Annotated in this window: 16 protein-coding genes, 10 tRNA genes and 1 rRNA gene; 25 read left to right on the plus strand and 2 right to left on the minus strand. The window is 36.0% G+C overall.

From position 1 onward, the window contains the following. Nucleotides 1-99 precede the first annotated feature (99 nt). From rrf to GJU41_RS21345, 23 genes are all read left to right on the plus strand, one after another. Nucleotides 100-215 (plus strand): 5S ribosomal RNA (gene rrf / locus GJU41_RS21235). A 9-nt stretch (nt 216-224) separates the two neighbouring features. Next, nucleotides 225-296 (plus strand) — tRNA-Asn (locus GJU41_RS21240). Nucleotides 297-300: 4 nt separating this feature from the next. Next, a tRNA-Thr gene (locus tag GJU41_RS21245) sits at nt 301-373 on the plus strand. Nucleotides 374-392: 19 nt separating this feature from the next. Then, nucleotides 393-467: transfer RNA gene (locus GJU41_RS21250), tRNA-Glu, on the plus strand. A gap of 47 nt (nt 468-514) precedes the next feature. Continuing rightward, nucleotides 515-590: transfer RNA gene (locus tag GJU41_RS21255), tRNA-Val, on the plus strand. A 57-nt stretch (nt 591-647) separates the two neighbouring features. Beyond that, a tRNA-Thr gene (locus GJU41_RS21260) sits at nt 648-723 on the plus strand. Nucleotides 724-732: 9 nt separating this feature from the next. Then, a tRNA-Tyr gene (locus GJU41_RS21265) sits at nt 733-817 on the plus strand. A 116-nt stretch (nt 818-933) separates the two neighbouring features. Then, nucleotides 934-1,008: transfer RNA gene (locus GJU41_RS21270), tRNA-Gln, on the plus strand. A gap of 29 nt (nt 1,009-1,037) precedes the next feature. Then, nucleotides 1,038-1,113 (plus strand) — tRNA-Lys (locus tag GJU41_RS21275). Between the two features lie 5 nt (nt 1,114-1,118). Then, nucleotides 1,119-1,193: transfer RNA gene (locus GJU41_RS21280), tRNA-Gly, on the plus strand. A gap of 19 nt (nt 1,194-1,212) precedes the next feature. Then, nucleotides 1,213-1,285: transfer RNA gene (locus tag GJU41_RS21285), tRNA-Ala, on the plus strand. A gap of 647 nt (nt 1,286-1,932) precedes the next feature. Then, the gene (rocF, locus tag GJU41_RS21290; RefSeq protein ID WP_154319506.1) at nt 1,933-2,838 is read left to right on the plus strand and encodes an arginase; all 906 of its coding nucleotides are present in this window, start codon (nt 1,933-1,935) and stop codon (nt 2,836-2,838) included. Nucleotides 2,839-3,026: 188 nt separating this feature from the next. Further along, a complete protein-coding gene (sigW, locus tag GJU41_RS21295) occupies nt 3,027-3,590 on the plus strand; it encodes an RNA polymerase sigma factor SigW (RefSeq protein WP_070878623.1) in 564 nt (187 codons plus the stop codon). A gap of 33 nt (nt 3,591-3,623) precedes the next feature. Further along, nucleotides 3,624-4,217 (plus strand): anti-sigma-W factor RsiW, encoded by a 594-nt coding sequence (rsiW, locus tag GJU41_RS21300; protein ID WP_396653230.1) that lies wholly within the window; start codon nt 3,624-3,626, stop codon nt 4,215-4,217. 204 nt (nt 4,218-4,421) lie between these two features. After that, nucleotides 4,422-5,243: a diadenylate cyclase CdaA gene (gene cdaA, locus GJU41_RS21305; protein ID WP_070878627.1), complete on the plus strand. Its 822-nt coding sequence runs from the start codon at nt 4,422-4,424 to the stop codon at nt 5,241-5,243. Next, nucleotides 5,236-6,501 (plus strand): CdaR family protein, encoded by a 1,266-nt coding sequence (locus GJU41_RS21310; RefSeq protein ID WP_154319507.1) that lies wholly within the window; start codon nt 5,236-5,238, stop codon nt 6,499-6,501. Before cdaA ends, GJU41_RS21310 begins: the two co-directional genes overlap by 8 nt. A gap of 32 nt (nt 6,502-6,533) precedes the next feature. After that, nucleotides 6,534-7,880, plus strand: a complete 1,347-nt coding sequence (gene glmM, locus GJU41_RS21315; protein ID WP_154319508.1) for a phosphoglucosamine mutase — start codon at nt 6,534-6,536, stop codon at nt 7,878-7,880. Nucleotides 7,881-8,472: 592 nt separating this feature from the next. Further along, the gene (gene glmS / locus GJU41_RS21320) at nt 8,473-10,275 is read left to right on the plus strand and encodes a glutamine--fructose-6-phosphate transaminase (isomerizing) (RefSeq protein ID WP_154319509.1); all 1,803 of its coding nucleotides are present in this window, start codon (nt 8,473-8,475) and stop codon (nt 10,273-10,275) included. A 176-nt stretch (nt 10,276-10,451) separates the two neighbouring features. Then, nucleotides 10,452-11,270, plus strand: coding sequence for a TnsA endonuclease N-terminal domain-containing protein (locus GJU41_RS21325; RefSeq protein WP_154319510.1), 819 nt, complete (start codon nt 10,452-10,454; stop codon nt 11,268-11,270). Further along, nucleotides 11,267-13,420, plus strand: a complete 2,154-nt coding sequence (locus GJU41_RS21330; protein WP_154319511.1) for a Mu transposase C-terminal domain-containing protein — start codon at nt 11,267-11,269, stop codon at nt 13,418-13,420. The genes GJU41_RS21325 and GJU41_RS21330 overlap by 4 nt, the downstream gene beginning before the upstream one ends. Further along, complete coding sequence (locus GJU41_RS21335; RefSeq protein ID WP_154319512.1) at nt 13,413-15,017, plus strand: ATP-binding protein; 1,605 nt, start codon at nt 13,413-13,415, stop codon at nt 15,015-15,017. The genes GJU41_RS21330 and GJU41_RS21335 overlap by 8 nt, the downstream gene beginning before the upstream one ends. Nucleotides 15,018-15,028: 11 nt before the next feature. After that, entirely contained in the window at nt 15,029-16,885 is a 1,857-nt protein-coding gene (locus GJU41_RS21340) for a TnsD family Tn7-like transposition protein (RefSeq protein ID WP_154319513.1), read from the plus strand. Between the two features lie 12 nt (nt 16,886-16,897). After that, a complete protein-coding gene (locus GJU41_RS21345) occupies nt 16,898-18,310 on the plus strand; it encodes a TnsD family Tn7-like transposition protein (RefSeq protein WP_154319514.1) in 1,413 nt (470 codons plus the stop codon). Nucleotides 18,311-18,755: 445 nt separating this feature from the next. Here GJU41_RS21345 and GJU41_RS21350 read toward each other — a convergent pair whose 3' ends face one another. Both GJU41_RS21350 and GJU41_RS21355 read right to left on the minus strand, forming a co-directional pair. Next, nucleotides 18,756-20,255 carry a protein kinase domain-containing protein gene (locus GJU41_RS21350; RefSeq protein WP_154319515.1) on the minus strand — a complete coding sequence of 500 codons (1,500 nt, stop codon included), beginning with the start codon at nt 20,253-20,255 and terminating at the stop codon, nt 18,756-18,758. A 10-nt stretch (nt 20,256-20,265) separates the two neighbouring features. After that, a complete protein-coding gene (locus GJU41_RS21355) occupies nt 20,266-20,886 on the minus strand; it encodes a YecA family protein (RefSeq protein ID WP_154319516.1) in 621 nt (206 codons plus the stop codon). A gap of 536 nt (nt 20,887-21,422) precedes the next feature. Here GJU41_RS21355 and GJU41_RS21360 point away from each other — a divergent pair. Beyond that, a complete protein-coding gene (locus GJU41_RS21360; RefSeq protein ID WP_170292878.1) occupies nt 21,423-21,977 on the plus strand; it encodes a recombinase family protein in 555 nt (184 codons plus the stop codon). Nucleotides 21,978-22,395: 418 nt separating this feature from the next. Then, the gene (locus GJU41_RS21365) at nt 22,396-24,129 is read left to right on the plus strand and encodes a trypsin-like peptidase domain-containing protein (protein WP_154319518.1); all 1,734 of its coding nucleotides are present in this window, start codon (nt 22,396-22,398) and stop codon (nt 24,127-24,129) included. Nucleotides 24,130-24,366 lie beyond the last annotated feature (237 nt).

Genomic DNA, 24,366 nt, shown 5'->3' on the forward strand with positions numbered 1-24,366 from the left:
CTTGTTATCATACGTTATTTAGTTTTGAAAGAATAACTTCTTTCGAAAAAAAAGCTTGAAATCTTCGGATTTCATAGTATAATAATTTTTGTCATTATGTCTGGTGATGATGGCGAAGAGGTCACACCCGTTCCCATGCCGAACACGGAAGTTAAGCTCTTCAGCGCCGATGGTAGTTGGGGGTTTCCCCCTGCAAGAGTAGGACGTCGCCAGGCTAGCATTATTCCGCAGTAGCTCAGTGGTAGAGCTATCGGCTGTTAACCGATCGGTCGTAGGTTCGAGTCCTACCTGCGGAGCCTTGCTTCCATAGCTCAGTCGGTAGAGCACTTCCATGGTAAGGAAGAGGTCATCGGTTCAAGCCCGGTTGGGAGCTTACATTAAACTAATAAAACGGCCCGTTGGTCAAGCGGTTAAGACACCGCCCTTTCACGGCGGTAACACGGGTTCGAATCCCGTACGGGTCACCATCTATACTTAAGTCTTAATATGTGAAACATTATACAATCTTTTATGCGGAGGATTAGCTCAGCTGGGAGAGCATCTGCCTTACAAGCAGAGGGTCGGCGGTTCGAGCCCGTCATCCTCCACCATTAAGACTTTGCAGCAATTAGCAGTTAAATAAAAGTTGTACTTCATACTATTAAAATGCCGGTGTAGCTCAATTGGTAGAGCAACTGACTTGTAATCAGTAGGTTGGGGGTTCAAGTCCTCTTGCCGGCACCACTTATGTGTGGAGGGGTAGCGAAGTGGCTAAACGCGGCGGACTGTAAATCCGCTCCCTCCGGGTTCGGCGGTTCGAATCCGTCCCCCTCCACCACTTTCATTTAGACAAACTTAACTGAATAGTTCTTGTCTAGACTGTAAATAATATGTTTAGTTAACATAAACCATTTTACGGTCAATTAGAATTTTATAGATTACATACATAATTGATGGGCTATAGCCAAGCGGTAAGGCAACGGACTTTGACTCCGTCATGCGCTGGTTCGAATCCAGCTAGCCCAGCCATTTTTATTTTAATATGCGAAAATCACTAAGTGCCATTAGCTCAGTCGGTAGAGCATCTGACTTTTAATCAGAGGGTCGAAGGTTCGAGTCCTTCATGGCACACCATTTTTGCGGAAGTAGTTCAGTGGTAGAACACCACCTTGCCAAGGTGGGGGTCGCGGGTTCGAATCCCGTCTTCCGCTCCAGAACTTCTTTTTTTATATCGGGGCCTTAGCTCAGCTGGGAGAGCGCCTGCCTTGCACGCAGGAGGTCAGCGGTTCGATCCCGCTAGGCTCCATCATAAGTACCAGTAAAAGCCGTCAGACTTCATGTCTGACGGCTTTTTTGTTGCTTGCGAATTGAAGCCAAGTCGCAAGTATTGAATCATGATTCGTTCGGGTTGCCCTAGCCTGATCAGATTTAAAATTGCCCTACAATTCAAAACAGAATAATCTAAACATGCTGCTTTTTATATTCAACCATTTTTGTTCCACAATTATGGTTATTGCGCAGAAAACTGGAATCAGCCGCATGCTATAATTCCATAATTTTAATTTTTGCGGATAAAAGTGAAATCAAAAGCACGCTATGGTTCCTCAAATCTGGCTCATGAGCTGAAAAGAGGAGTCAAACCCCCGCTATGATTCCACAATTTTGGTTATTGTGCAGAAAAGAGGAGTCAAACCCCCCGCTATGATTCCACATTTTGGTTATTACGTAGAAAAGTGGAATCAAACGCCCGCTATGATTCCCCTATTTTGGTTATCGCGCAGAAAACTCGATTCAGCTGCAACCAATGCGTATCCTATTAAAAGCTATCACCATACGACACAAATTATTTTACTGAAAACTCTGTATATATATACACGATTTTGTCGAGTTGAGTCATCACCCTTTTTATCAGTACAATAGAGACAGAGTTACTTATTAAGGGGGATGATTTACATGAAAGAGAGAATATCAATTATCGGGGTACCAATGGATTTAGGACAAATGCGCCGCGGTGTGGACATGGGGCCAAGTGCTATCAGATATGCAGGGGTTGTAGAGCGTCTTGAAGGGCTGCATTATGAGATTGAAGATAAAGGCGACATAAAAATCGGACGTCCAAATCGTGAAGAGGAGAGCTCTTCATTAAATAATTTAAGAAACTTGAAAGCGGTATCAGAAGGCAATTTGAAGCTTTCTGAACAAGTTGATGAAGTGATTAAATCAGGTTCGTTTCCACTGGTGCTTGGCGGAGACCACAGTATTGCCATCGGAACACTTGCAGGGGTATCAAAGCATTATAAAGAGCTTGGGGTAATCTGGTATGATGCACATGGAGATCTTAATACGGGTGACACTTCGCCTTCAGGCAATATTCATGGAATGCCGCTTGCTGTGAGCATTGGACTCGGCGATGAGACGTTAACGAGAATTGGCGGCTATACTCCTAAAGTAAAGCCTGAAAATATTGTGATTATCGGTGCCCGCTCTCTTGATGAGGGTGAAAAGGAATTAATCAAGGAAAAAGGAATTAAAGTATATACGATGCATGAGATTGATCGTCTTGGCATGACAAAGGTAATGGAAGAGACGATTCAATATTTGAAAGAGCGTACTGACGGTGTTCACTTGTCTCTCGATTTAGATGGACTTGACCCGCATGATGCTCCTGGAGTGGGCACGCCGGTTATTGGCGGCATCAGCTACAGAGAGAGTCATTTAGCTATGGAGATGCTTGCTGAATCAGATATCATCACTTCTGCTGAATTTGTTGAAGTAAATCCTATATTAGATGAAAAGAATAAAACAGCTACTGTAGCAGTAGCATTGATGGGATCTTTGTTTGGCGAAAAGCTTCTGTAATTTTACAAAAAGACACAGTTTTTAAACTGTGTCTTTTATTTAAGAAAAATTTAAGGTAAACATGTTGAAAAGCCATCTACAGACAACCTAAAATTTGTTAAAATATTTTTATGCGAAAAAAATGAAACCTTTTATACGGCTTATACGTAATAAGGGGAACCCGCACTTGCGCGGGGGTAAGGGGTATCATGGAGACGATCGTAAAAAATAGGATTAAACAAGTTAAAAAAGGCGACCAGAATGCATTTGCCGAAATCGTAGATATATATAAAGACAAAATTTATCAGCTTTGCTACCGTATGCTCGGGAACTCCCATGAGGCGGAAGATATAGCTCAGGAAGCGTTTATCCGGGCCTATGTGAATATTAACAGCTATGACATGGATAAGAAGTTCTCTACGTGGCTGTACCGCATTGCGACAAATTTAACGATTGATCGAATCAGAAAGAAAAAACCTGATTATTACCTTGATGCCGAAGTGACAGGAACGGAAGGGTTAACCATGTATTCTCAAGTAGCAGCTGATGTAGCTCTGCCCGAGGATCAAGTGGAAACAATGGAGCTTCAGCAAATGATTCAAAAAGAAATTTTAAAGCTCCCCGATAAATACCGTTCTGTCATCGTATTAAAGTATATTGATGAGCTTTCTTTAATTGAAATCAGTGAGATTCTTGATATGCCGATCGGTACGGTCAAAACAAGAATTCACAGAGGGCGGGAAGCACTGAGGAAGCAATTAAGGCATTTATGATTTGAGGTGATAAGGTTGAAATGTTCAGAACAAATGAAAGAACGGATCCATCACTATTTGGATAACGATATAAAGCAGGAAGATGAGCGGATCTTGAGAGATCATCTTCAGTCATGCACGGACTGCACGCAGCATTTGCATGAGCTTGAGAAGTCGATCGCCCTTGTGCAGAGCACATCTCACATTGAGGCCCCGATGGATTTTACACAAGCCATCATGGGGCGTCTGCCTAAAGAAAAGAAAACGGTTGGGGTCAACAGATGGCTGAAGGGTCATCCAATGCTTGCTGCTGCTTCTCTTTTCGTGTTATTGATGACAGGCAGTTTATTCTCTTCCTGGTCAACTGATTCTGATTTCAGTGTTTCAAAGCAGCCTAATTTGGTTGTTGAGAATAATACAGTTACCGTGCCTAAAGGTGAGACTGTTCAGGGAGATGTAACGGTAAAAGGCGGAACAATCAATATTGAAGGAAAAGTTGAGGGAAATGTCACGGTGATCAACGGAGAGAAGTATATGGCTTCTGCAGGTCAGGTGACAGGCGACGTTGAGGAAATCAATGAGGCTTTTGAATGGATCTGGTATCAAATGAAATCTCTTTCTAAAGAGGTCGTCGACATATTTAAGTAAAAGGTCGCCTTTTATTCTAAGGCGGCCTTTTTGTTCTTTCACGTGCCGCACAATGGCTTTTAAAATGATAAACCGATATGTACCCTTATATGAAGGCCTGCGCTTTGCTTATATGACTACAATACGTTTTAATTGCAGAATATATGGTATAATATCGTAGTTATAGTCCTATGCAAATGACTAAAACTGATGGAGGAAGAGAATATGGCATTTGAGGATTTCCCATTACTGCATTACCTCGGCATCGCCGTTGATATTCTCCTCGTTTGGTTCGTTATATATAAGTTGATTATGGTGATACGGGGAACGAAGGCCGTTCAGCTGCTGAAAGGCATCATCGTTATTATTCTCGTTCGTACACTCAGCCAGTATTTAGGGCTGCAGACCTTGCAATGGCTCATGGACCAAGCATTAACATGGGGTTTTCTTGCGATCATTATTATTTTCCAGCCTGAGTTGCGAAGGGCGCTAGAGCAACTTGGAAGAGGGAAATTATTCTCAAGAAGCGGAGCTCCAGAGGAGGAAGAACAACAAAAGATTATCGATGCTATCATAAAGGCGACAGACTACATGGCAAAACGAAGAATCGGCGCATTAGTTACGATTGAGAAAGAAACAGGGATGAGTGATTACATAGAAACGGGCATACCGCTTCATTCAGCTCTTTCTTCTGAGCTTTTAATTAATATCTTTATCCCAAATACACCTCTTCACGATGGAGCTGTTATTCTCCAGAAAAACCAGATTGCTGCGGCCGCATGTTATCTGCCTCTATCCGAAAGCCCTTTTATTTCGAAGGAATTAGGGACAAGGCACCGGGCAGCAGTTGGAATCAGTGAAGTAACCGATAGCATTACAATCGTTGTATCTGAAGAAACAGGCAGTATTTCTGTTACCAGAAACGGGGAGCTTCACAGGAATCTCACTGTTGAGGCTTTAAGTGAAATTTTGGTTTCTGAATTTGGAAAGCAGGCAAAGGCCACTTCCTCAAACCTATGGCAGTGGAGGGGGAAGAAAAATGGATAAGATGATTAATAATCATTGGGTAATGAGGATTATTGCTCTTTTAATGGCGCTCATGCTTTATGTATCTGTTAATATCGAAACGCCCGCTCCGAAAAAACAGCCGGGGCCAGTAACATCCGTATTTCCATCTGCGCCGTCTGAATCTGCAAAAGACACGGAAACAATTCCTGATGTTGAAGTGAAAACGTATTTGGATCAAGAAAATGTTGTGGTGACAGGAGTGCCTGAAACGGCAGATGTCACGCTGAGCGGGCCGACTAATTCATTATTGAAGGCAAAGCAGCTCAAAGATTTTGAAATTTATGCTGAACTCTCGGATTTGTCTATCGGCTCACACAGGGTTCAACTGAAGCATAAGAATATAGCGGACAATCTTGAAGTGAATTTGAACCCTTCCATTATCACTGTAAATGTGGAGGAAAAAGTTACCCGGGATTTCCCGGTTCAAGTGGATTTTATCAATAAAAACCAAATTGAAACAGGATATACCGCACAGGATCCGATTGTAAAACCGAGTGTAGTAAGAATAACCGGCTCCAAAACACTTATCGACAGTATTGCTCTCATCAAGTCGAGGGTGAATCTGCAAAATGCAAATGAAACAATTGAGCAAGAATCAAAGGTGACAGTATATGACGACGAAGGAAATATTCTGCCTGTAGAAGTCTATCCTTCGGTTGTTGATGTGACAGTGCCGATTACAAGTCCAAGCAAGAAGCTTCCTTTTAAACTTAAGAATGAAGGCGAGCTTGGAGAAGGATTAAGCATCTCAAACATTGAAGCCGTGCCGAACGAAGTGACGATATACGGACCAATGGATGTCATTGATCCGCTTGAATTTATAGATGGCGTAACGGTGGATTTGAGCAAAATCAAAGATGATACCGTACTGGATGTAGATATCCCTGTACCTGACGGAGTGACAAAAGTAAGTCCCGAAAAAATCCAAATTAAAGTTGACGTTGAAAAAGAAGAAGAAAAAGTTCTTGAGAATCTGCCTGTCAATATACGCGGTTTAGGTGATGGGAAGATTATTCAGTTCCTTGAGCCCGAATCCGAAGAGCTCGATTTAAGCGTTGTTGGAGCACCGAGTGTACTGACGAATATCAAACCGTCTGATCTTGAATTATTTGTGAATGTGACAGATCTGTCGGATGGTGAGCATGATGTTAAGGTAGAGGTGAATGGGCCCCAGGATATTAAATGGACCCTTCCTGAAGATGAAGTAAAAGTGAAAATTTCTTCTAAGCAATCATGATGATTGAAACTGTCTAAAGGAGCGATAAAAGAATGGGTAAGTATTTTGGAACAGATGGAGTAAGAGGCGTTGCGAATAGTGAATTAACACCTGAATTAGCGTTTAAAATCGGTCGTTTTGGAGGTTACGTGTTAACAAAAGATGCGAACCGTCCAAAAGTGTTAATCGGACGGGATACACGTATTTCAGGTCATATGCTGGAAGGTGCGCTAGTTGCAGGGCTTCTCTCTATCGGTGCTGAGGTTATGCGTTTAGGCGTTATTTCAACACCTGGCGTTTCATATTTAACGAAGGCACTTGGAGCACAAGCGGGTGTTATGATTTCAGCCTCACATAATCCTGTTCAAGATAACGGAATTAAATTCTTTGGTCCTGACGGCTTTAAATTGTCAGATGAGCAGGAATTTGAAATAGAAGGCTTAATGGATCAGGAGGAAGACTCACTGCCAAGACCTGTTGGATCTGATTTAGGTCAAGTAAATGACTATTTCGAGGGCGGACAGAAATATCTTCAATTCCTGAAACAAACAGTAGACGAAGATTTCACCGGCATCCACGTTGCACTTGATTGTGCACATGGTGCAACATCTTCTCTTGCAACACATTTGTTTGCGGATCTTGATGCCGATGTATCAACTATGGGTACAACTCCTAACGGATTGAATATTAATGATGGCGTAGGTTCTACACATCCTGAAGCGTTAGCCGGATTTCTTATGGAAAAAGGCGCCGATGTCGGGCTTGCTTTTGATGGTGACGGAGACCGCCTGATTGCTGTAGATGAAAAAGGTCAAATCGTTGATGGCGATCAAATTATGTTCATTTGTGCGAAATTCCTGAATGAGCACGGAAGATTGAAAAAAGAAACAGTTGTCTCTACCATTATGAGCAACCTTGGTTTTTATAAAGCGATTGAAGCAAACAACATGAAGAGTTCTCAAACAGCTGTAGGAGACCGTTATGTTGTGGAAGAAATGAAAAAAGGGGATTATAACCTTGGCGGCGAGCAGTCTGGCCATATTATCTTCCTGGATCACAATACAACGGGTGATGGTCTGCTGACAGCTATTCAATTAGTGAATATCATGAAAGTGACGGGCAAACCGTTATCTGAGCTTGCAGCTGAAATGAAGAAGTTCCCTCAATTGCTTATCAATGTAAGGGTAACAGATAAGCATAAAGTAACGGACAACATGAAAGTGAAGCAAGTGATTGCAGAAGTAGAAAGTGAAATGAATGGCGACGGTCGCATTCTTGTCCGCCCTTCAGGCACAGAGCCGCTTGTGCGCGTAATGGCAGAAGCGCCAACAGCAGAATTATGCGAGAAGTATGTTACGCGCATCGTCGCTGTTGTGAAAGAAGAAATGGGAACAGAATAAAGGAAATGAGGGGTCTGCCAATAAGGCAGGCCCTTTTTTTGACTGAAATTCACAGACATAAACGTGAGGGGAGCAAACGAATACTATAAACATACCTCATTGTTTCTTGTCTTTTTTTATCTGAATCGCAGCGAGGCAGCTGCTTGGCTGCACGATGTTTGGAAGCTGATAAAATAGGGTAACTCAGTCAAGAACAATCTTTTCAAAAAAACATATACTGAAGAGTGCATCTTTCTGTCCACATTTGCAAAGTACTGAATTGACGATTTGAAGGTTGGTATAGTATGATTACTTTTGTGTTTTTATTTTAGAATGGAAAGGGGCATTGTGAGGTTGTATTATTTATGAAAAGCGCCTGAACTAAGCGGACCGAAAACAGCTTAGTTGACGAGGATGGAGGATTATCGAAAGTTCGGCGGATGCCTCCCGGTTGATGATTATAGCCGTAAGCTCTCTCCTTAAAACAAAGAGGCAACTTTTTGCACAAAGGGAAGAACGTAATCAAACTAAAAATATAGACATGTGTGAGGGGACAGAAGAAAGTCCCCGTGGCTTGACCTGTCCCCCGCCTATTTGGGAGGATACTTTAATTATGTGCGGAATCGTAGGATATATTGGACAACAGGATACAAAAGAAATCTTATTGCGTGGACTTGAAAAGCTTGAATACCGCGGATATGACTCAGCGGGCATTGCCGTTATCAATGAAGACGGAGTGCACGTTTTCAAAGAAAAAGGACGCATTGCCATTCTTCGTGAAGAAGTGGATGCTAATGTAATGGCTACAGCAGGGATTGGACATACTCGCTGGGCGACTCATGGCGCACCAAGCAAACGCAATTCACATCCTCATCAAAGTGCATCAAGCCGTTTTACACTTGTGCACAATGGTGTTATTGAAAACTATTCAAGCCTGAAACGCGAATATCTTCAGGATGTTGCGCTTGTCAGTGATACAGATACAGAAGTAGTTGTTCAGGTTATTGAACAATTCGTTAATAAAGGAGCGGACGTGGAAGAAGCGTTCAGCCAGACTCTTTCCATTTTAAAAGGTTCTTATGCAATCGCGCTTTTAGACAATCAAAATCCGTATACGATTTTTGTTGCTAAGAATAAAAGCCCATTGCTTGTTGGTCTTGGAGAAGGCTTCAACGTTGTTGCATCTGATGCAATGGCAATGCTGCAGGTAACAGATCAATATGTAGAATTGATGGATAAAGAAATCGTCATTGTGAAACGTGAAGCTGTGACAATCAAAAACCTTCAAGGTGAAACAATTGACCGTGCTCCTTATACAGCTGAATTAGATGCCAGTGATATAGAAAAAGGAACATACCCTCACTACATGTTAAAAGAAGTGGATGAGCAGCCGCTTGTTATGCGCAAAATCATCCAAAAATATCAAAACGACCAAGGCAAGCTGACAATGGACCCAGCAATTGTGGATGCTATCAATGCTTCAGACCGCCTCTATATTGTAGCGTGCGGAACAAGCTACCATGCAGGTCTTGTCGGCAAGCAGTTCATTGAAAGATGGGCTAAAAAACCAGTAGAAGTTCACGTTGCAAGTGAATTCTCATACAACATGCCGATTTTATCAGAAAAGCCATTATTCATCTTTATCTCACAAAGCGGTGAGACTGCGGACAGCCGTGCTGTTCTTGTACAAATTAAAGAGCTTGGCTACCAGTCATTAACCATCACTAACGTACCTGGTTCAACACTTTCACGTGAAGCGAACCACACGTTATTGCTGCATGCTGGTCCTGAAATTGCGGTTGCTTCAACAAAAGCTTATACAGCACAATTAGGTGTTCTTGCTATTCTTGCAGCTGTAACAGCTGAAGCAAGAGGCGTTGAGTTAAGCTTTGACCTTGTAAAAGAGCTTGGCATCGTGGCAAATGCAATGGAAGTCCTTTGCGATCAAAAAGACGAAATGGAATACATTGCCCGCGAATACCTTTCAACAACACGCAACTGCTTCTTCATCGGCCGTTCGGTTGACTACTATGTAGGACTTGAAGGTGCGCTTAAACTGAAAGAAATCTCTTACATCCAGGCAGAAGGATTTGCCGGAGGAGAGCTTAAGCATGGTACAATCGCGCTGATTGAAAACGGCACGCCTGTTATCGCGCTTGCAACACAAGAGCACGTAAACTTAAGCATCCGCGGAAACGTGAAAGAAGTAGCAGCACGCGGAGCAAACCCATGCATCATCTCGCTTAAAGGTCTAGAAGAAGAAGATGACCGTTTCGTTCTTCCTGCTATCCATGAGGAACTGACACCACTTGCTTCAGTCATTCCTTTGCAGCTGATTGCTTACTATGCAGCTCTTCACAGAGGCTGTGACGTTGATAAGCCGCGTAACCTTGCTAAGAGTGTTACGGTTGAATAAAAAGGTAAAAACCCCTGTTCAGAAATGTTAATAAAAAATAAAGTTGTTTAAGACAAAATAAAGTTGTTTATAAAAAATAAAGTTCTTTAATTAAAAAAATAAAGTTGTTTAATTAACGCCACCTATGGATATGCTGAATTTGCATGTATAGGTGGCTTTTTTTTGGAGGGATATTAATGGGAAAAAGAAATTACTCATGGACTGAAGAAAAAATACAACGTTATTTAAAAGAAGGGCGAGGACAAGGGGAATTATCAAATTATAAACCCTGGATTACTGTTCAGGATTTTTCTTCTAAAGGAAGAGCACATCGAATAAAAGGTTGGACAACAAATCGTATGCATCAATTTTTTTCAGATCACGAAAGAAACTGTTTCTATTTGTTAGATTGGGCTGAAGATGTAATTGATATTAGAGAACAATTTCCTTTGGACAGAGAAATAACCACCCAAATAGCAGAAGAATTTAGGATAAATCATTCACATGATAATATTACAAAGGTCCCATATGTAATGACTACGGACTTTTTAGTAACTGTAAGAAAAGGGAATAAAATAATCGATGTTGCAAGGACAGTAAAGCCTTCCAAAGAATTAGAGAAAGAATCAGTAATCTGCAAGTTTGAAATTGAAAGAGAGTATTGGAGACAGCAAAATATTGATTGGAAGATTGTTACTGAAAAAGAAATGGATAATAAGATTGTGAATAATATTAAGTGGGTTCATTCATCATTCTTTCCCTATGAGGGCATAAATGATAGAGAAATTTATCTTTTGAGCGAATATTTAAAAAAACACAACGCTCCAATTATTAACTTGCTTGTTCAGTTTGATGAAATATATAACTTAGACAAAGGAAATTCTCTTTCCATTTTAAAGTATCTAATTTCGAAAAAAATTATTCAAATAGATTTAAAAGAAAAATTTGAACTGACATCTATTTCTAGTCAATTAGTCTTTAATAATGATGACAAAAGTAGAAGGTTTGCAACATGAATTTTTATATAAATGAATTATTAGAAGATATCGAACTTAAAACATGTTATAGGATTTTATGGATAGATGAAGCCAATATCATAGCTTATTTAATTGATATATACAGTCCCAACGCTATTCCGTTTAAAAGAAGTATTTCAGAGTTAAGAGGAGATATGCTGCAAGACACTCTGATGAAGACAAAAGATGACCCTTTTCACAATTATATATCTGAAAATTTAGAAGATAAACACAAAATGATTCGAGATACAGCATGGGATGTAATAAATAGCATGGTAAAGGATGTTCCTGGAATATTTGATAAAAAATTAAGAACAAAATATATTGAAGAAGCTATTGCTAAACATAACATATCCTACCCTACCGTAAGAAAATACTTAAAGAAATATTGGCAACGTGGAATGACTATCAATGCTTTACTTCCAGATTATAATAATTCAGGTGCTAAGGGAAAAGAAAGACAAGCTGGAGACAAAAAAAGAGGAAGGCCAAGAAAATATAATACTGTTGGAATAAATGTTGATGAGAGAACTAAAAAAATATTTAGGTTAGCATTAGAAAAATATTATTTAACATCAAAAGAAAATAGTCTTACTGATGCTTTTAAAATGATGATTAGAGAGTTCTATGCTGTAAATCATTACTACGAGGAGGGGGTTAGAAAAGTAATAATTGATGATGAGAATAAGCTACCTACAATAGGACAATTCCTTTATTGGCACAACAAAGAATACAATGTTGTTGAATCTACAATTGCTAGAAAAGGACGTAAAAAGTATGAAAAAGATTTTAGGGCTGTATTGAATAATTCTTTATCAGAAGTAGACGGTCCTGGATCACGTTTTCAAATTGATGCTACTGTTGGAGATATCTTTTTGGTTTCAAAGCATAATCCAGATTGGATTATAGGAAGGCCAGTAATTTATTGGGTAATGGATGTCTTTAGCAGAATGATAACAGGTATGTACATTGGATTAGAAGGTCCTTCGTGGTTGGGTGCCACCATGGCCATTGCTAATACAGTATCAGACAAGCAGAAATTCTGTGCCGAATATGGAATAAATATAAATAAGGAGCAGTGGCCAACAGAACATTTACCTGAGGTTATATTGGCAGATAACGGAGAATTTAAGGGATATAATGTAGAACGCTTAATATATGCATTTAATCTACATGTTGAAAATGCTGCGCCATATAGAGCTGATTGGAAAGGATTAATAGAAAAAAATTTTAATACTACTCAAAAACAAGTAAAACCTTTAGTGCCTGGATATGTTGATAAAGACTATCAAGAAAGAGGAGCAAGGGATTATAGAGAAGATGCGACATTAACACTAAAAGATTTTACAAAAATTATGATTAAATTAGCCTTAAAGTATAATCAAGAACATTATTTGGGTGGATATATTCGAAACGAGCAGATGATAAAGGAGAATGTAGTTCCAAAACCTCTTAATATTTGGAATTGGGGTATTCAAAATGCTTCTGGAAAACTTCGATATTATCCTGAAGACGTAATTAAAGTCCATTTACTACCTAAAGAAAAAGCTACTGTAACCTTTAAAGGATTAAACTTTAAAAACATTTATTATAGTTGCGAATTAGCAATCAGAGAAATGTGGTTTGAATTAGCAAGGCAAAAAGGATCGTGGAAGGTTAATATATCATATGATCCAAGAAACATGTCAAAAATATACTTAATTCATGATAATCAAAAAGAGATTGAAGAATGTTATATATTGCAACCTTATGAGCGTCTTAAAAATATTAGTTTAGAGGAAATAGTATATCTTATAGAACAAGAAAAATTTATGAGAAGCAAAGAAACTCACAACCAGTTACAAGCTGATATTGATTATATTTCAGATGTACAAGATATTGTAGAATCTGCTAAACGGGAAAAGAAGGAAAAGAGTGATAAAACATTAAGTAAGGGGGAAAAAGTTGGAACAATTAAATTAAATAGAATGTATGAGCGAGAAGAAAATAGAAAAGAGGAGGCATTTAAATTTGGACGAGAAAAAATTCAGGATACCAACATAAATAGTAATGTTATTTCAATCACGAATACAGAAAAAAAAGACGAGAATGAACAGGGCTCTATTCGAGAGTTGTATAAAAAAAGAAAGGAGTTAAATAAAGATGAATAAAGGAACTGGAGAGAAGATGCCTTATCCAGCAGTTTATAAAAAACAAGTAGTGTTTGATTTTCAAGATAATCCCTTGATAGAAGCACTTCCTGAAATCTTATCACAAGAAGAAGCATTTAATAGCATGACGTATTATCCTAATTTCATCGAAAATGAACGTGAATTGCCAGATCATATAAGGTTTCACTCTATATCAAGATTAAATAGATTTTTTCAACCAGTAACACAGCATTTAGACTTGGAACAGCGATTTTCTAGGTTACTGAGGTTTGGCTACGTTAGTAGAAACCCCGAAAAACCTGAATTTAAAAAAGGGTTATCATTTGCATATGAAAAATTAAATGGAAATAAAATACTTTGCAATCACCATACAACTGCTTCAAGTTTTACGTTAATGGGGTTTTCAGGTATTGGAAAAACGACTGCAATAGAGAGAGTGTTATCTTTATATCCACAATCTATTTTACATAAATCACCGTATAATTTAACTCAAATTGTTTGGATGAAATTAAATTGTCCACATGATGGTTCAATCAAAACACTTTGTATAAATTTCTTCTTAGAAATGGATAGGTTGCTGGGGACTAAGTATTACGAAAGGTATGGTCAAAAACGCAATTCAATAAGTTCAATGGTCATTCAAATGGGCCAAATTGCAAGGGTACATTGTTTAGGTGCTCTAATAATAGATGAAATCCAGCATCTTTTAGCTACTAGAGATAATAATTCAGAGAAGATGATGAATTTTTTTGTCACATTGGTCAACGAAATTGGTGTACCTGTTTTAATGATAGGAACGATGAGAGCAAAAAGTATTTTGCAAAGAGATTTTAGGCAAGCAAGGCGAGGTAGCGGTCAAGGTGATATGGTATGGCAACAGATGGAGTTAAATGATGATTGGGATGTCTTGATAGAGAGTATGTGGGATTATCAATGGACCAAGCATAAAGCTCAACTTTCTGATGAACTAAGAGAAACAATATTTTTTGAAAGTCAGGGAATAGTCGATATAGCTATTAAGTTATTTGCGTTGTCCCAAGGAAGAGCAATTTCAGAAGGGAGTGAAAAGATCTCAAAGCAGTTAATACAGAAAGTAGCAGAACATGACTTGAAGCTTGTCCAACCAATGTTGAAAGCTCTAAAAAACGGTCGCATGTCTGAGCTTGAGAGATATGAGGATATTATGCCTATTAGCATGGAAGAGTACATGCAAAAAAGTCAATCTACAATTGATCTTAGAGGCACTATTCAGAAGAAAAAAGAACTTCAAGCAGCAAAAAAAAATGAAATGACTAATTCAAAACTTACTAAACTGATGTTAGTTCTAATTGAGGTGGATATTGAATCTGTACTTGCAGAACGTATTGCAAAAAAAATTATTAATGACTATCCAGACGAGGATCAAACTTTTCTAACAGAAGCAGCCCTTAAGTTATATAGAGAAGAAAAAGGAAAACCTAAAAGGATTGAACAAATAAGAAAGCCTATTATATTAAAAGAGATTATCTCAAAGGGATTTAAACGTAAACAATCAGCCTATGAGTCATTGCTACAAGAAAATTATATTCTTTCACCTGTAAAAGAATTTAATATTTAGGAGTTGATTGGATGCAGCATGCTTACTTTCCAAAATTATATAATGATGAATTATTATATAGTTGGTTCGCGCGATATCATGAGCTTACATGTAATTTTAATAATAAACAAACTCAAAGGGATCTTTTTAATAGTAACTCTTCATTGGCTGTACCCGATCTTCCTACTAATTTAGATTATTTCTATGGGACTATCAAGCACTTTAATGGATCGTCATTAACAACCTTAATTCACGAACATACTTTATTTAGATACTATACAGCTTTTACATCAGATGCGGTTAGAAAGATAGTATTTGAAGCTATGAAAACTAGAAAATATCCACGATTAATACATAATATTACAGGAATAATGGCAAGCTCAATTAAAGAGTGGACTTACTTTAGGTATTGTCCAAGATGTGTTGAAGAGAATATGAGTTTAAGTGGCGAAATTTATTGGAAATGTTCTCAACAGTTGCCAGGAGTATATGTATGCATAAAACATAAGGCATTTCTATTAGACTCAACTGTGAGGTTTCGAAATCAAAGACGAAATGAATTTAGAGCTGCCAAATATACGACTTTTTCTAAATTAGAGAAAATTCAAGATTACTCATTAAAAACGAACGATTTTTTTTATATTTTGGCTAGAGAATCCAATGATTTAATAGAAAATAATTATTATTTCTCTCTAGAACAAGTCAAATCCCTCTACAAAGACCTGATTATGGAAAATGGGTATGCAACAATTTTTGGAACTATTAATCAACAATCATTAGGTGGCGAATTCATTCATTATTATGGAGAAGAATTTTTAAAAGCCGTTCAATCAATGGTATATCCAGAAAACCAAAACTGTTGGTTAAAAGAAATCACTCGTAAGCACCGAAAGGTCTTTCATCCAATTAGACATCTGTTATTACTGCATTTTTTTGGTATCAAGGCAAATAGCATTTCATCAACAAAAAAAAGAGAAGTGTATGCGCCCTTTGGAAAAAGTCCTTTTGTTTGTTTGAATAAAGCCTCAGATCATTATAAGAAAAGTGTAGTAAAAAATGTTGAAGTTAAAATGTGTAAAGAAACCAAGAGACCATTGGGGATATTTCAGTGCGATTGTGGATTTGTATACTCCAGAAAAGGACCAGATCCCCACAAGTATAATCAGCACGAGATAGGACAAGTAAGAAAATTTGGTGATGTCTGGATAGAAAAACTAAAGCTCTGTATTTTTACTGAAAAAATGACTTTTGCTGAAACAGCAAGAGTATTAAATTGTGATGTTGGAACTGTTAAAAAGTATATTAATTTGGATGATAATCAGAAAGCAGCTCCAAAAAAGCTGGATGATATAGAAAGAAAGAAACAAGAATGGCAATTTTTGATGAATTCAAATGTAGAATTATCTATTACAGAAATCAGAAAGGAAAATCCAGCATTATATGCCTACTTATATAGAAATGATAGAGCATGGCTAATGTCGAAATCACCCAAAAAAAGTTATAAGAGACAAATACGAAACAGAATTAATTGGGAATATAGGGATGCAGAAATAGTCGGTTTGATTAATGAAGCAATTAAGTCTCTATTAAAAAACAATAAACCTGTGTACATAAGTATATCTCGTATAGGGAAAGAAATAAGTAAATTGGCCTTACTGCAAAAGCATTTAGACAAACTTCCAGATACGAAACAACTTTTATCAGAAATAATAGAAACTCGTGATGAATTTCAAGTTAGAAGAGTGCAATGGGCTTGTAATCAAATTATAGATAAAGGAGATAAGCTAATTGAATGGAAAATTAGAAGAATTGCTGGGCTTAATGATAAAACCTCTAAAAAAGTAAATCAAGCAATTTTGAATCAAATCAATCAACAAAATACTTATTAAGGGGGTATCCTATTGGTTACTTTTTTTCCAACACCGTATAAGGATGAACTTTTGTATAGTGTCATTGCTAGGTATCAACGTTGGTCATGTAATAAAGATGAACATACAATATCCGATTTATATGGTGATACTGAAAGTATTAACCAAGGATATTTTTTTTTAATGAATTCTTGCCTTAGCAAGTTATCGAATAAACTCAAGAAATTTGAATATCCCTCTAAAAATATTCTTCTGAACAACCATACTATGTTTAAATATTATAATGCTTTTTATATTATAGAAAATCAACAATTACTTAAAGAGGTTATATATGGTAAGAATTCATTCAGTATAAAACAGTTTATTAAAAATAATGAAATCGACATTTTAGGGGGTTACAGAATAAAATATTGTAATTTATGTTTTGAAGAGGAAAGAGGTAAAGGTGAAGCTTATTGGCATATTAGCCACAATCTTCCTGGTGTGTATTTTTGCTTAAGACACAATGAAATTCTTTGCTACGGTCCTGTATTCAGTAATTTACATCGGTATGTAGCTGCTAGTAACGAAAACTGCTTTCCGTATGAAAAAATTGATCTTCAAAACAATCAAGATTTGTTATTAAAGGTTGCAAAAGAATCTATTTTGCTTATGAATATTGAAATTGATCAAAAGTCAATAACAGATAACTATATACAATTACTTTGGAATAGGGGTTATTTTAAAAAAAATGGTAAGTTAAAAATAAAAATATTGAGAAGGGATTTTAAAGATTATTTAGGCGAAGAATTAATTCTGTTATTAAATATTCCTTTGAGGAAGTTGGAAACTAATATAAAAAACATATTAGAGAGATCAAAACCTGTACATACTTTATATCATATATTGTTTTTGCTATTTTTAGATTCGTCCGTTCAACATCTAAAAAATATAAGCCGTGTTCCACTCAAAAAGATATTGTTTAATTGTTTAAACACTAATTGTTATAGGAATACTCATGAAATCACAAAAGATATCAAATGGAACCTGGTAAGGTATGGTGATATTCATCAAATATTATTACTAGAAGGTTCATATTGCTGTATATGTGAGTGTGAATATTTAATAACTCTAGATTTAGAAGTGGTTGAAATTTCAAAGTACAGCGAAACTTTGAGGGATAAACTATATCATTTAGCTTATATCGATGATTACTCATTATTAGAAATTTCAAGTGTTTTGAATATCGACTATTTAACAATTAGAAGTCAGTTATCAATCCCTTTTAAATGCGAACTAGTTAATATGAGTGATATAAAAAAGCACCGTCAACAGTATAAAGGAGAAACCGAAGACATTTACGTCAATGATAATATGGAAAAAGTTAGATCTTGGTTAGAAAGAAATGATAAAGAATTTTTTAGATCTAATCAATTATGTCACTTTCAATCATACAGTCTCATTTAGACCAAGAGTAGGATAGTATAATACTAGAGTTCTGTTTAAGAGAAAGATAGGTAAAACTTTAATTTTGGAAAGGAATTTTTAAAAAAGGAAATCAGAAAGTGAAAATTAATAGCCTCTATCTTATGTATGCAAAAGTAAAAATGCTATTGATTAATCTATCTTTCAAAAAATCATCTTGAGATACTATTCTGTCACTTTGACCGATAATTTGTACTTATTTTAAGTGTTATTTTGCGCATTAACCTTAAGACCCAGCTACCTTCAGATAGAAGAATACCTGGGCTTCTTATTTATATCCAATAATTTATAAAATCGTTAAAATATGGTTACTAAAAAGGTTACTGCTCATTGTTCAGCAATCTGCGCCAGATTGTTGAACATCACAATAGGTAAGAAAAATATTTAAATCCTATATATAGTGGCTTATAATGATCCCTCGACTTCACTATATCAACATGTCCTCGATAGTAGGGTCTACTCCTGCGTCTATCAGTTTATCAACTAACCGTTTCATATTAAAACGATTCTTGTTATACGATACCTCATACAGTATTTTTGCTGATATTTCTTGTGAAACATATGTAAGGTTGTCACTAATTACATTGTACGCAACCTCTCCAAAATTATCATAATCATCCCAATGACGACATACGTTTAAGTATTCATTCTCTATCATCTTGAGAGTCTCAATTGCCCTTTTCTCATCAGTTTTTATGAATGTTATTATTGCAGATACCATGTTTGGAATTTCAAGAATTGCTTGACAAAGATTAATCGCATTCAGTCCATAAATATAGTTTTCTACATCATCATCATAAACTCTATTATTAATTTTTGTAGATACTAATTCCTTACGTTCCTTGTTTTGATGATAGTCAATTGCTTTTTCAATACCTTGTAGTAAATGCCCTGCATCTGAATAACGTACACTAGGATTTTCATTTTTCGCTTTTTCCACAGGATTCCTTAAGAAATGCTTACTATCTCTTGGATCCCCAGTCATAAGGAAGTTAATCAGACTACCAAGTGAGTATACATCACTTCTCTTATCTCCCTCTTTTAGCTGCATGAATTGCTCAGGTGCACAGTAATAGTATTGTCCCATTGAATGAGTTCTCATAGTCCTATGCGAGTGAAACATATCCAAATCTTTACCTAAACCAAAGTCTGAAATTTTAAGTTGTCCATGGAACAACAAGACATTATTGGGACTGATATCACGATGAATGATATTGCGGTCATGAACTGTCTTCATAATGTATAATATCTGACGAATCATTACCAACTTTGTATTTTCGTTATGTTGATTATTTATTACAAATTCTTCTAAAGTTGATTCAGCTTCTTCCATAGTGTAGGAATAGTCAGACTCATTGAATTCATTTACTTCAATCACACCTACTAAATCTGATAAACTTCTTGTCAAATCAAACTCTCGCTTAAATCTATGTCTAATTCCAATAAAAGCCTTAAAATCATCTTTCAATTTTTTTACAATTAGTCCTGTTGAACGAGACTTGTATACGTTTGCAAAACCGCCTTCACCTATAAATTTCAAGTCGTTATCCTCAGAAATTAAAATATATTCATTTCCACGCTTATGAAGTTTATATCCCTCAACACTTAACTCATTGTTTAGGTAGGTGACTATTTCATTTATTTTCTCAAGCGCCTGAACTTCATTTAATCCATTATCAACCATTACAAAGCGCTTTGAAAGGATTAAGTTTAGGAACTCATCTAACCTATTATTATTCCATAGAATCTTTAAATTCTCTACTGTATGGAACCATCGGGATGGAAATCCCTGACGGTAGACATCAGTAAAACCAAAATTTGTATTAAAAAAATGAACTATCTTTCCACCTGACTTATACGAGTAATAACCTGGAATGTCACCAATCAGTACTTCTGCTAGAGTTCTAATTCCTGCTTCACTTAGCATATAGCCCTCCTTATACTGATTGGGCAACAGACTGAAGTCTGTATGTATTAAAATATTTACTAACAATATAATCAATATTATCAAGCACAACTCCTGAGTATTCAGCAATCAATTTCATTATCTCAAGCGTGCCATGTGATTCACCTTCCATAATATATTGACCGATAGATTGACCCATAACTAACTGAGCAGTAGCATCTAAATATTGTGATACCCCGTATTGATATTCGACTTGCTTTCCTGTCACTACCGACTTGCCATATAGTACAGGTGGGAATTTAAAACCATCTTGTAGTGTGTTCATAATTGCAACATCTATTACCTCACCATCTAACTCAATCCATGAATGGTCAAATACATAGTCACCAACTTGAACTTCACCAAGTCTCACAACTGGATTATAACCCTTCTCAGTTAGTAGGATATGCACAATTGCAGATACTAAATGACAACCCCCTTGATAATCATGCTTTGCTATAAAATCAAAAGTACCTCTAATTATGTCTTTAACTTGTTGCTCACACTCATGATTATCGATACCTACTGCCCAGTTCTTGCGCCAATTCAAACAGCACTTTTTATATTTCTTTCCACTTCCACATGTACAAAGGTCGTTTCTACTTACCCTCATATATCTCATCTACCTTTCTAATTTAAATCCTCTTTAAATATAGAAGCATATTCTAGCTTATGTAGTACATCTATCTTTTCCGCTAACCTAAATCATGCTATTGAAAGTATCATTAGGTTTTAATTTGGACCAGCCAATCATGGATATTCTCCAGATTATTATACTATGATTTTATCATTTTTATTTTGAAGAATTAGAAATTAAAAGGAAATAATTACATTTTTTATAATAGTTTCAATATACAGGTCGTTTATGAAATAAGGTTTATGCAACAATCTGGCCTAAATGCTGAACAAAATTAAAATACACAGATTAGCTATCTGTTATTTTAGTTCATGATTCTTATTTTAAAAGGTATTATTATTTGTTCCAAAACTCGTCCTATTCTGAACACGCATCTTTTTGATTTGAATGAGACGTTTTTTATTGTTATAAATGAAATAAAACCCTGTTCATTATTCTATGTTCATTAACCCGTTTGGATTTATGTTATGTTACAATTATATCAGTTTGAAAAATAGAAAGAGTGATAATTGGTGTTAATTGGATATGCGCGTGTGTCGACAGGCTTGCAAAATTTAGATTTGCAAACAGATGCGTTAATGCAACATGGTTGTACGAAAATTTTTCACGATAAGATGAGTGGGACAAAAAAACAACGTCCTGGTTTAGAGGAAGCACTTCAGTATGCACGTGAAGGAGATACAATTGTCGTTTGGCGATTGGATCGACTAGGACGTAACATGCAAGATTTGATTCAAATTGTGAACAGCTTAAATGAACACGGTGTTGGCTTTCATAGTCTTCAAGAAAACTTAACTATGGATAAAAGCAATGCAACGGGGCAATTGATGTTTCACTTATTCGCAGCGTTTGCTGAATTTGAAAGTAACCTGATCGAGGAACGCTCGGTTGCAGGACGAGCAGCTGCAAAAGCGCGTGGACGTCTAGGAGGGCGCCCGGAGAAGTATGGACCAAAAGATATTGAAATGATGAAAGCTTTAATTGAAAGTGGTACACCTATTAAAGATGTTGCGGAAAAGTGGGGCATATCTCGCACGACGATTTATCGCTATTTAGAAAAACTGTAAATCGGAAGAAATAAAGAAACCCAGCTAATCTTTTACTAAAAGATATCTGGGTTTAAAAGTTGGATGTGCAAAATAACACTTAAAATTAGAGTAAAATATCTTCGAAAAAATCACATTTTAAGTAATAAACAGAAGAACTAGAAGAATGTTGAGATTTCTATGTTTTTTAAACTATTTAATAGAGATTTTAAATGAATGTTGCAAGAATATATATTATAATAAATATTGGAAAAGTAGGTTGTAATTGTTTTTTCGTGGTGAAATCGCTGCGATAATATTACAAAGTATAATATAGGCGCTCTGTTGCCTCTGCTCATCTACTATTATTATTTTCACGTTATTTATCGTCTCTTTGCGCTTAATTAAAGAGGTAGAATTACACCTGCTTTTCCAACGTTAAAATAGAGGGAAGTTAACAATGCTTAATAGAATGAAACCTGAATTGGTTTGTGAAGACGATGCTATAAAAAGGAAATTTAAAAATTTAGAAAATTTTGAAGATGTCGCCCGCATGTTGGAGATACCTGTAAAAAAATTGAGGGAAATTATAGTCCTCTCAAAAAAAAATAATTATATAACATTTAAGATAAAGAAAAAAAACGGGAATGATAGAACAATTCATGCTCCGAATAAGAACTTATCGATTTTACAAAAGAAATTTTCTTACATTTTATCCTTGGTCTATAATAATCATTTAAGTGCACATGGTTTTATCAAAGATCGTAGTATTGTATCTAATGCTACTCAACATATAAAACAAAGATATGTATTGAATTTCGACTTAGAAGACTATTTCGAAAACATAAACTTTGGTCGTGTAAGGGCAATGTTTATTCATTATTTCGGTTTCAATGAAGCTGTTGCTTCTACTTTATCAAATATATGTTGCCACCATGATGGTTTTTTACCTCAAGGTGCAGCAACTTCTCCGGCAATATCTAATATTTTATCATTTAAATTAGATAAAGATCTTACTAAGTTGGCGAGAAAGCATCACTGCATTTATAGTAGATATGCAGATGATATTACTTTTTCGACTAAAAAGAATCAGTTTCCAAAGGATATTGCATTTATTGAAAACTCTTCAGTCCAACTTTCAAATGAAGTAATCAAAATTGTCAAAGGCAATGGTTTTTTCATAAATGAGAATAAAACTAGATTAAATAATAATAAAGAACATCTATCTGTTACTGGAATTACAGTTAATGAAAAATTAAACGTTGAGAGAACATACATAAGAAAAATAAGGTCTATATTGCACTGTATTGAGAAAAACATTGATGATATCGAAGTAGCCAAAACAATGTTTAATGAAAAGTATAAGTTCCGCCAAAGGAAAGAAAATAAGAATCCTGATATGTTTGATGTTTTACGAGGAATGATCTCATATGTAGGTCAAGTAAAAGGAAAAGAAGATGAAGTTTTTTTGAAGTTAGCAAATAGGTATAATCGAGCAATAGAATTTTTTGATTTACCTTTAATAAAAATACCAGTTCCGAAGAAGAAATTTCAGGAAGATAACACTTACGTTATTGAATCTTTAAATTATGATTATACATTTGGTGGAGAACGTCATTACTCTCTTGTTTCACAAGGGACAGGATTTATTTTAAAGGGTATTGGATTAATAACAAATGAACATGTCTTGAAAGAATATATTGAAATGTTAGAATTGGGAGTTCAATATGACTCATCTGAAAACATTGTAATTCACAGATCAAAATATTCTCACGAAAAACAGTATGCTAAATTGCTTTGTTATGACAAAATCAAAGACATTGCGATATTAAGCATAAAAGGTTTGGATATAAAAAAAGTTGGATTTGATTACAATGTATCAATTGAACCAGATCAAGAGATTCAATTAGTGGGTTATCCGAATTTTAGAGAGAATATGGATATTAGTATAAAAAACGGAGTTATACTTGGAGAAAGATATACTGATAAGACTGGGTTTGTTAGCGAAAAACGTTTTGAGACAAGTGCTCACATATATGGCGGTAACAGTGGAGGCCCAGTTGTTAATATGGCAAATGAAGTAATAGCTGTTGCAGTAAAAGGCGCCACTGAAAATGGTGTTGTACCAAATGAAGTAATACCAATAAAAGAAGTTATTGATTTAGCAAAAAAGAACAAAATAATTACCACATAAATTCAAAACAATAATTAAAAGCGTACGATAAAATCAAATGAATTAAATGTTTAATACTGAGATAAATATCAATCGAAAAAAGGTGGTTTTCTTCCACTTTTTTTTATGTTCAAATTTCGAGTTTATAATTGGAAAACTATTATAATACTTATTCTTGGAATATTCTAGCGATATAAGAGAAAAGGAATATTAACTCAGTAAAAAATTAAAATGCTTGTTAGCGTTACTAGGAAATTC

It is taken from the genome of Metabacillus idriensis, assembly GCF_009674765.1.
Taxonomy (GTDB): domain Bacteria; phylum Bacillota; class Bacilli; order Bacillales; family Bacillaceae; genus Bacillus_P; species Bacillus_P idriensis.

Coding starts and splice junctions, on each gene's coding strand:
- rocF (WP_154319506.1), top strand. CDS start 1,933: ATGAAAGAGAGAATATCAATTATCGGGGTACCAATGGATTTAGGACAA.
- sigW (WP_070878623.1), top strand. CDS start 3,027: ATGGAGACGATCGTAAAAAATAGGATTAAACAAGTTAAAAAAGGCGAC.
- rsiW (WP_396653230.1), top strand. CDS start 3,624: ATGAAAGAACGGATCCATCACTATTTGGATAACGATATAAAGCAGGAA.
- cdaA (WP_070878627.1), top strand. CDS start 4,422: ATGGCATTTGAGGATTTCCCATTACTGCATTACCTCGGCATCGCCGTT.
- GJU41_RS21310 (WP_154319507.1), top strand. CDS start 5,236: ATGGATAAGATGATTAATAATCATTGGGTAATGAGGATTATTGCTCTT.
- glmM (WP_154319508.1), top strand. CDS start 6,534: ATGGGTAAGTATTTTGGAACAGATGGAGTAAGAGGCGTTGCGAATAGT.
- glmS (WP_154319509.1), top strand. CDS start 8,473: ATGTGCGGAATCGTAGGATATATTGGACAACAGGATACAAAAGAAATC.
- GJU41_RS21325 (WP_154319510.1), top strand. CDS start 10,452: ATGGGAAAAAGAAATTACTCATGGACTGAAGAAAAAATACAACGTTAT.
- GJU41_RS21330 (WP_154319511.1), top strand. CDS start 11,267: ATGAATTTTTATATAAATGAATTATTAGAAGATATCGAACTTAAAACA.
- GJU41_RS21335 (WP_154319512.1), top strand. CDS start 13,413: ATGAATAAAGGAACTGGAGAGAAGATGCCTTATCCAGCAGTTTATAAA.
- GJU41_RS21340 (WP_154319513.1), top strand. CDS start 15,029: ATGCAGCATGCTTACTTTCCAAAATTATATAATGATGAATTATTATAT.
- GJU41_RS21350 (WP_154319515.1), bottom strand. CDS start 20,255: ATGCTAAGTGAAGCAGGAATTAGAACTCTAGCAGAAGTACTGATTGGT.
- GJU41_RS21355 (WP_154319516.1), bottom strand. CDS start 20,886: ATGAGGGTAAGTAGAAACGACCTTTGTACATGTGGAAGTGGAAAGAAA.
- GJU41_RS21365 (WP_154319518.1), top strand. CDS start 22,396: ATGCTTAATAGAATGAAACCTGAATTGGTTTGTGAAGACGATGCTATA.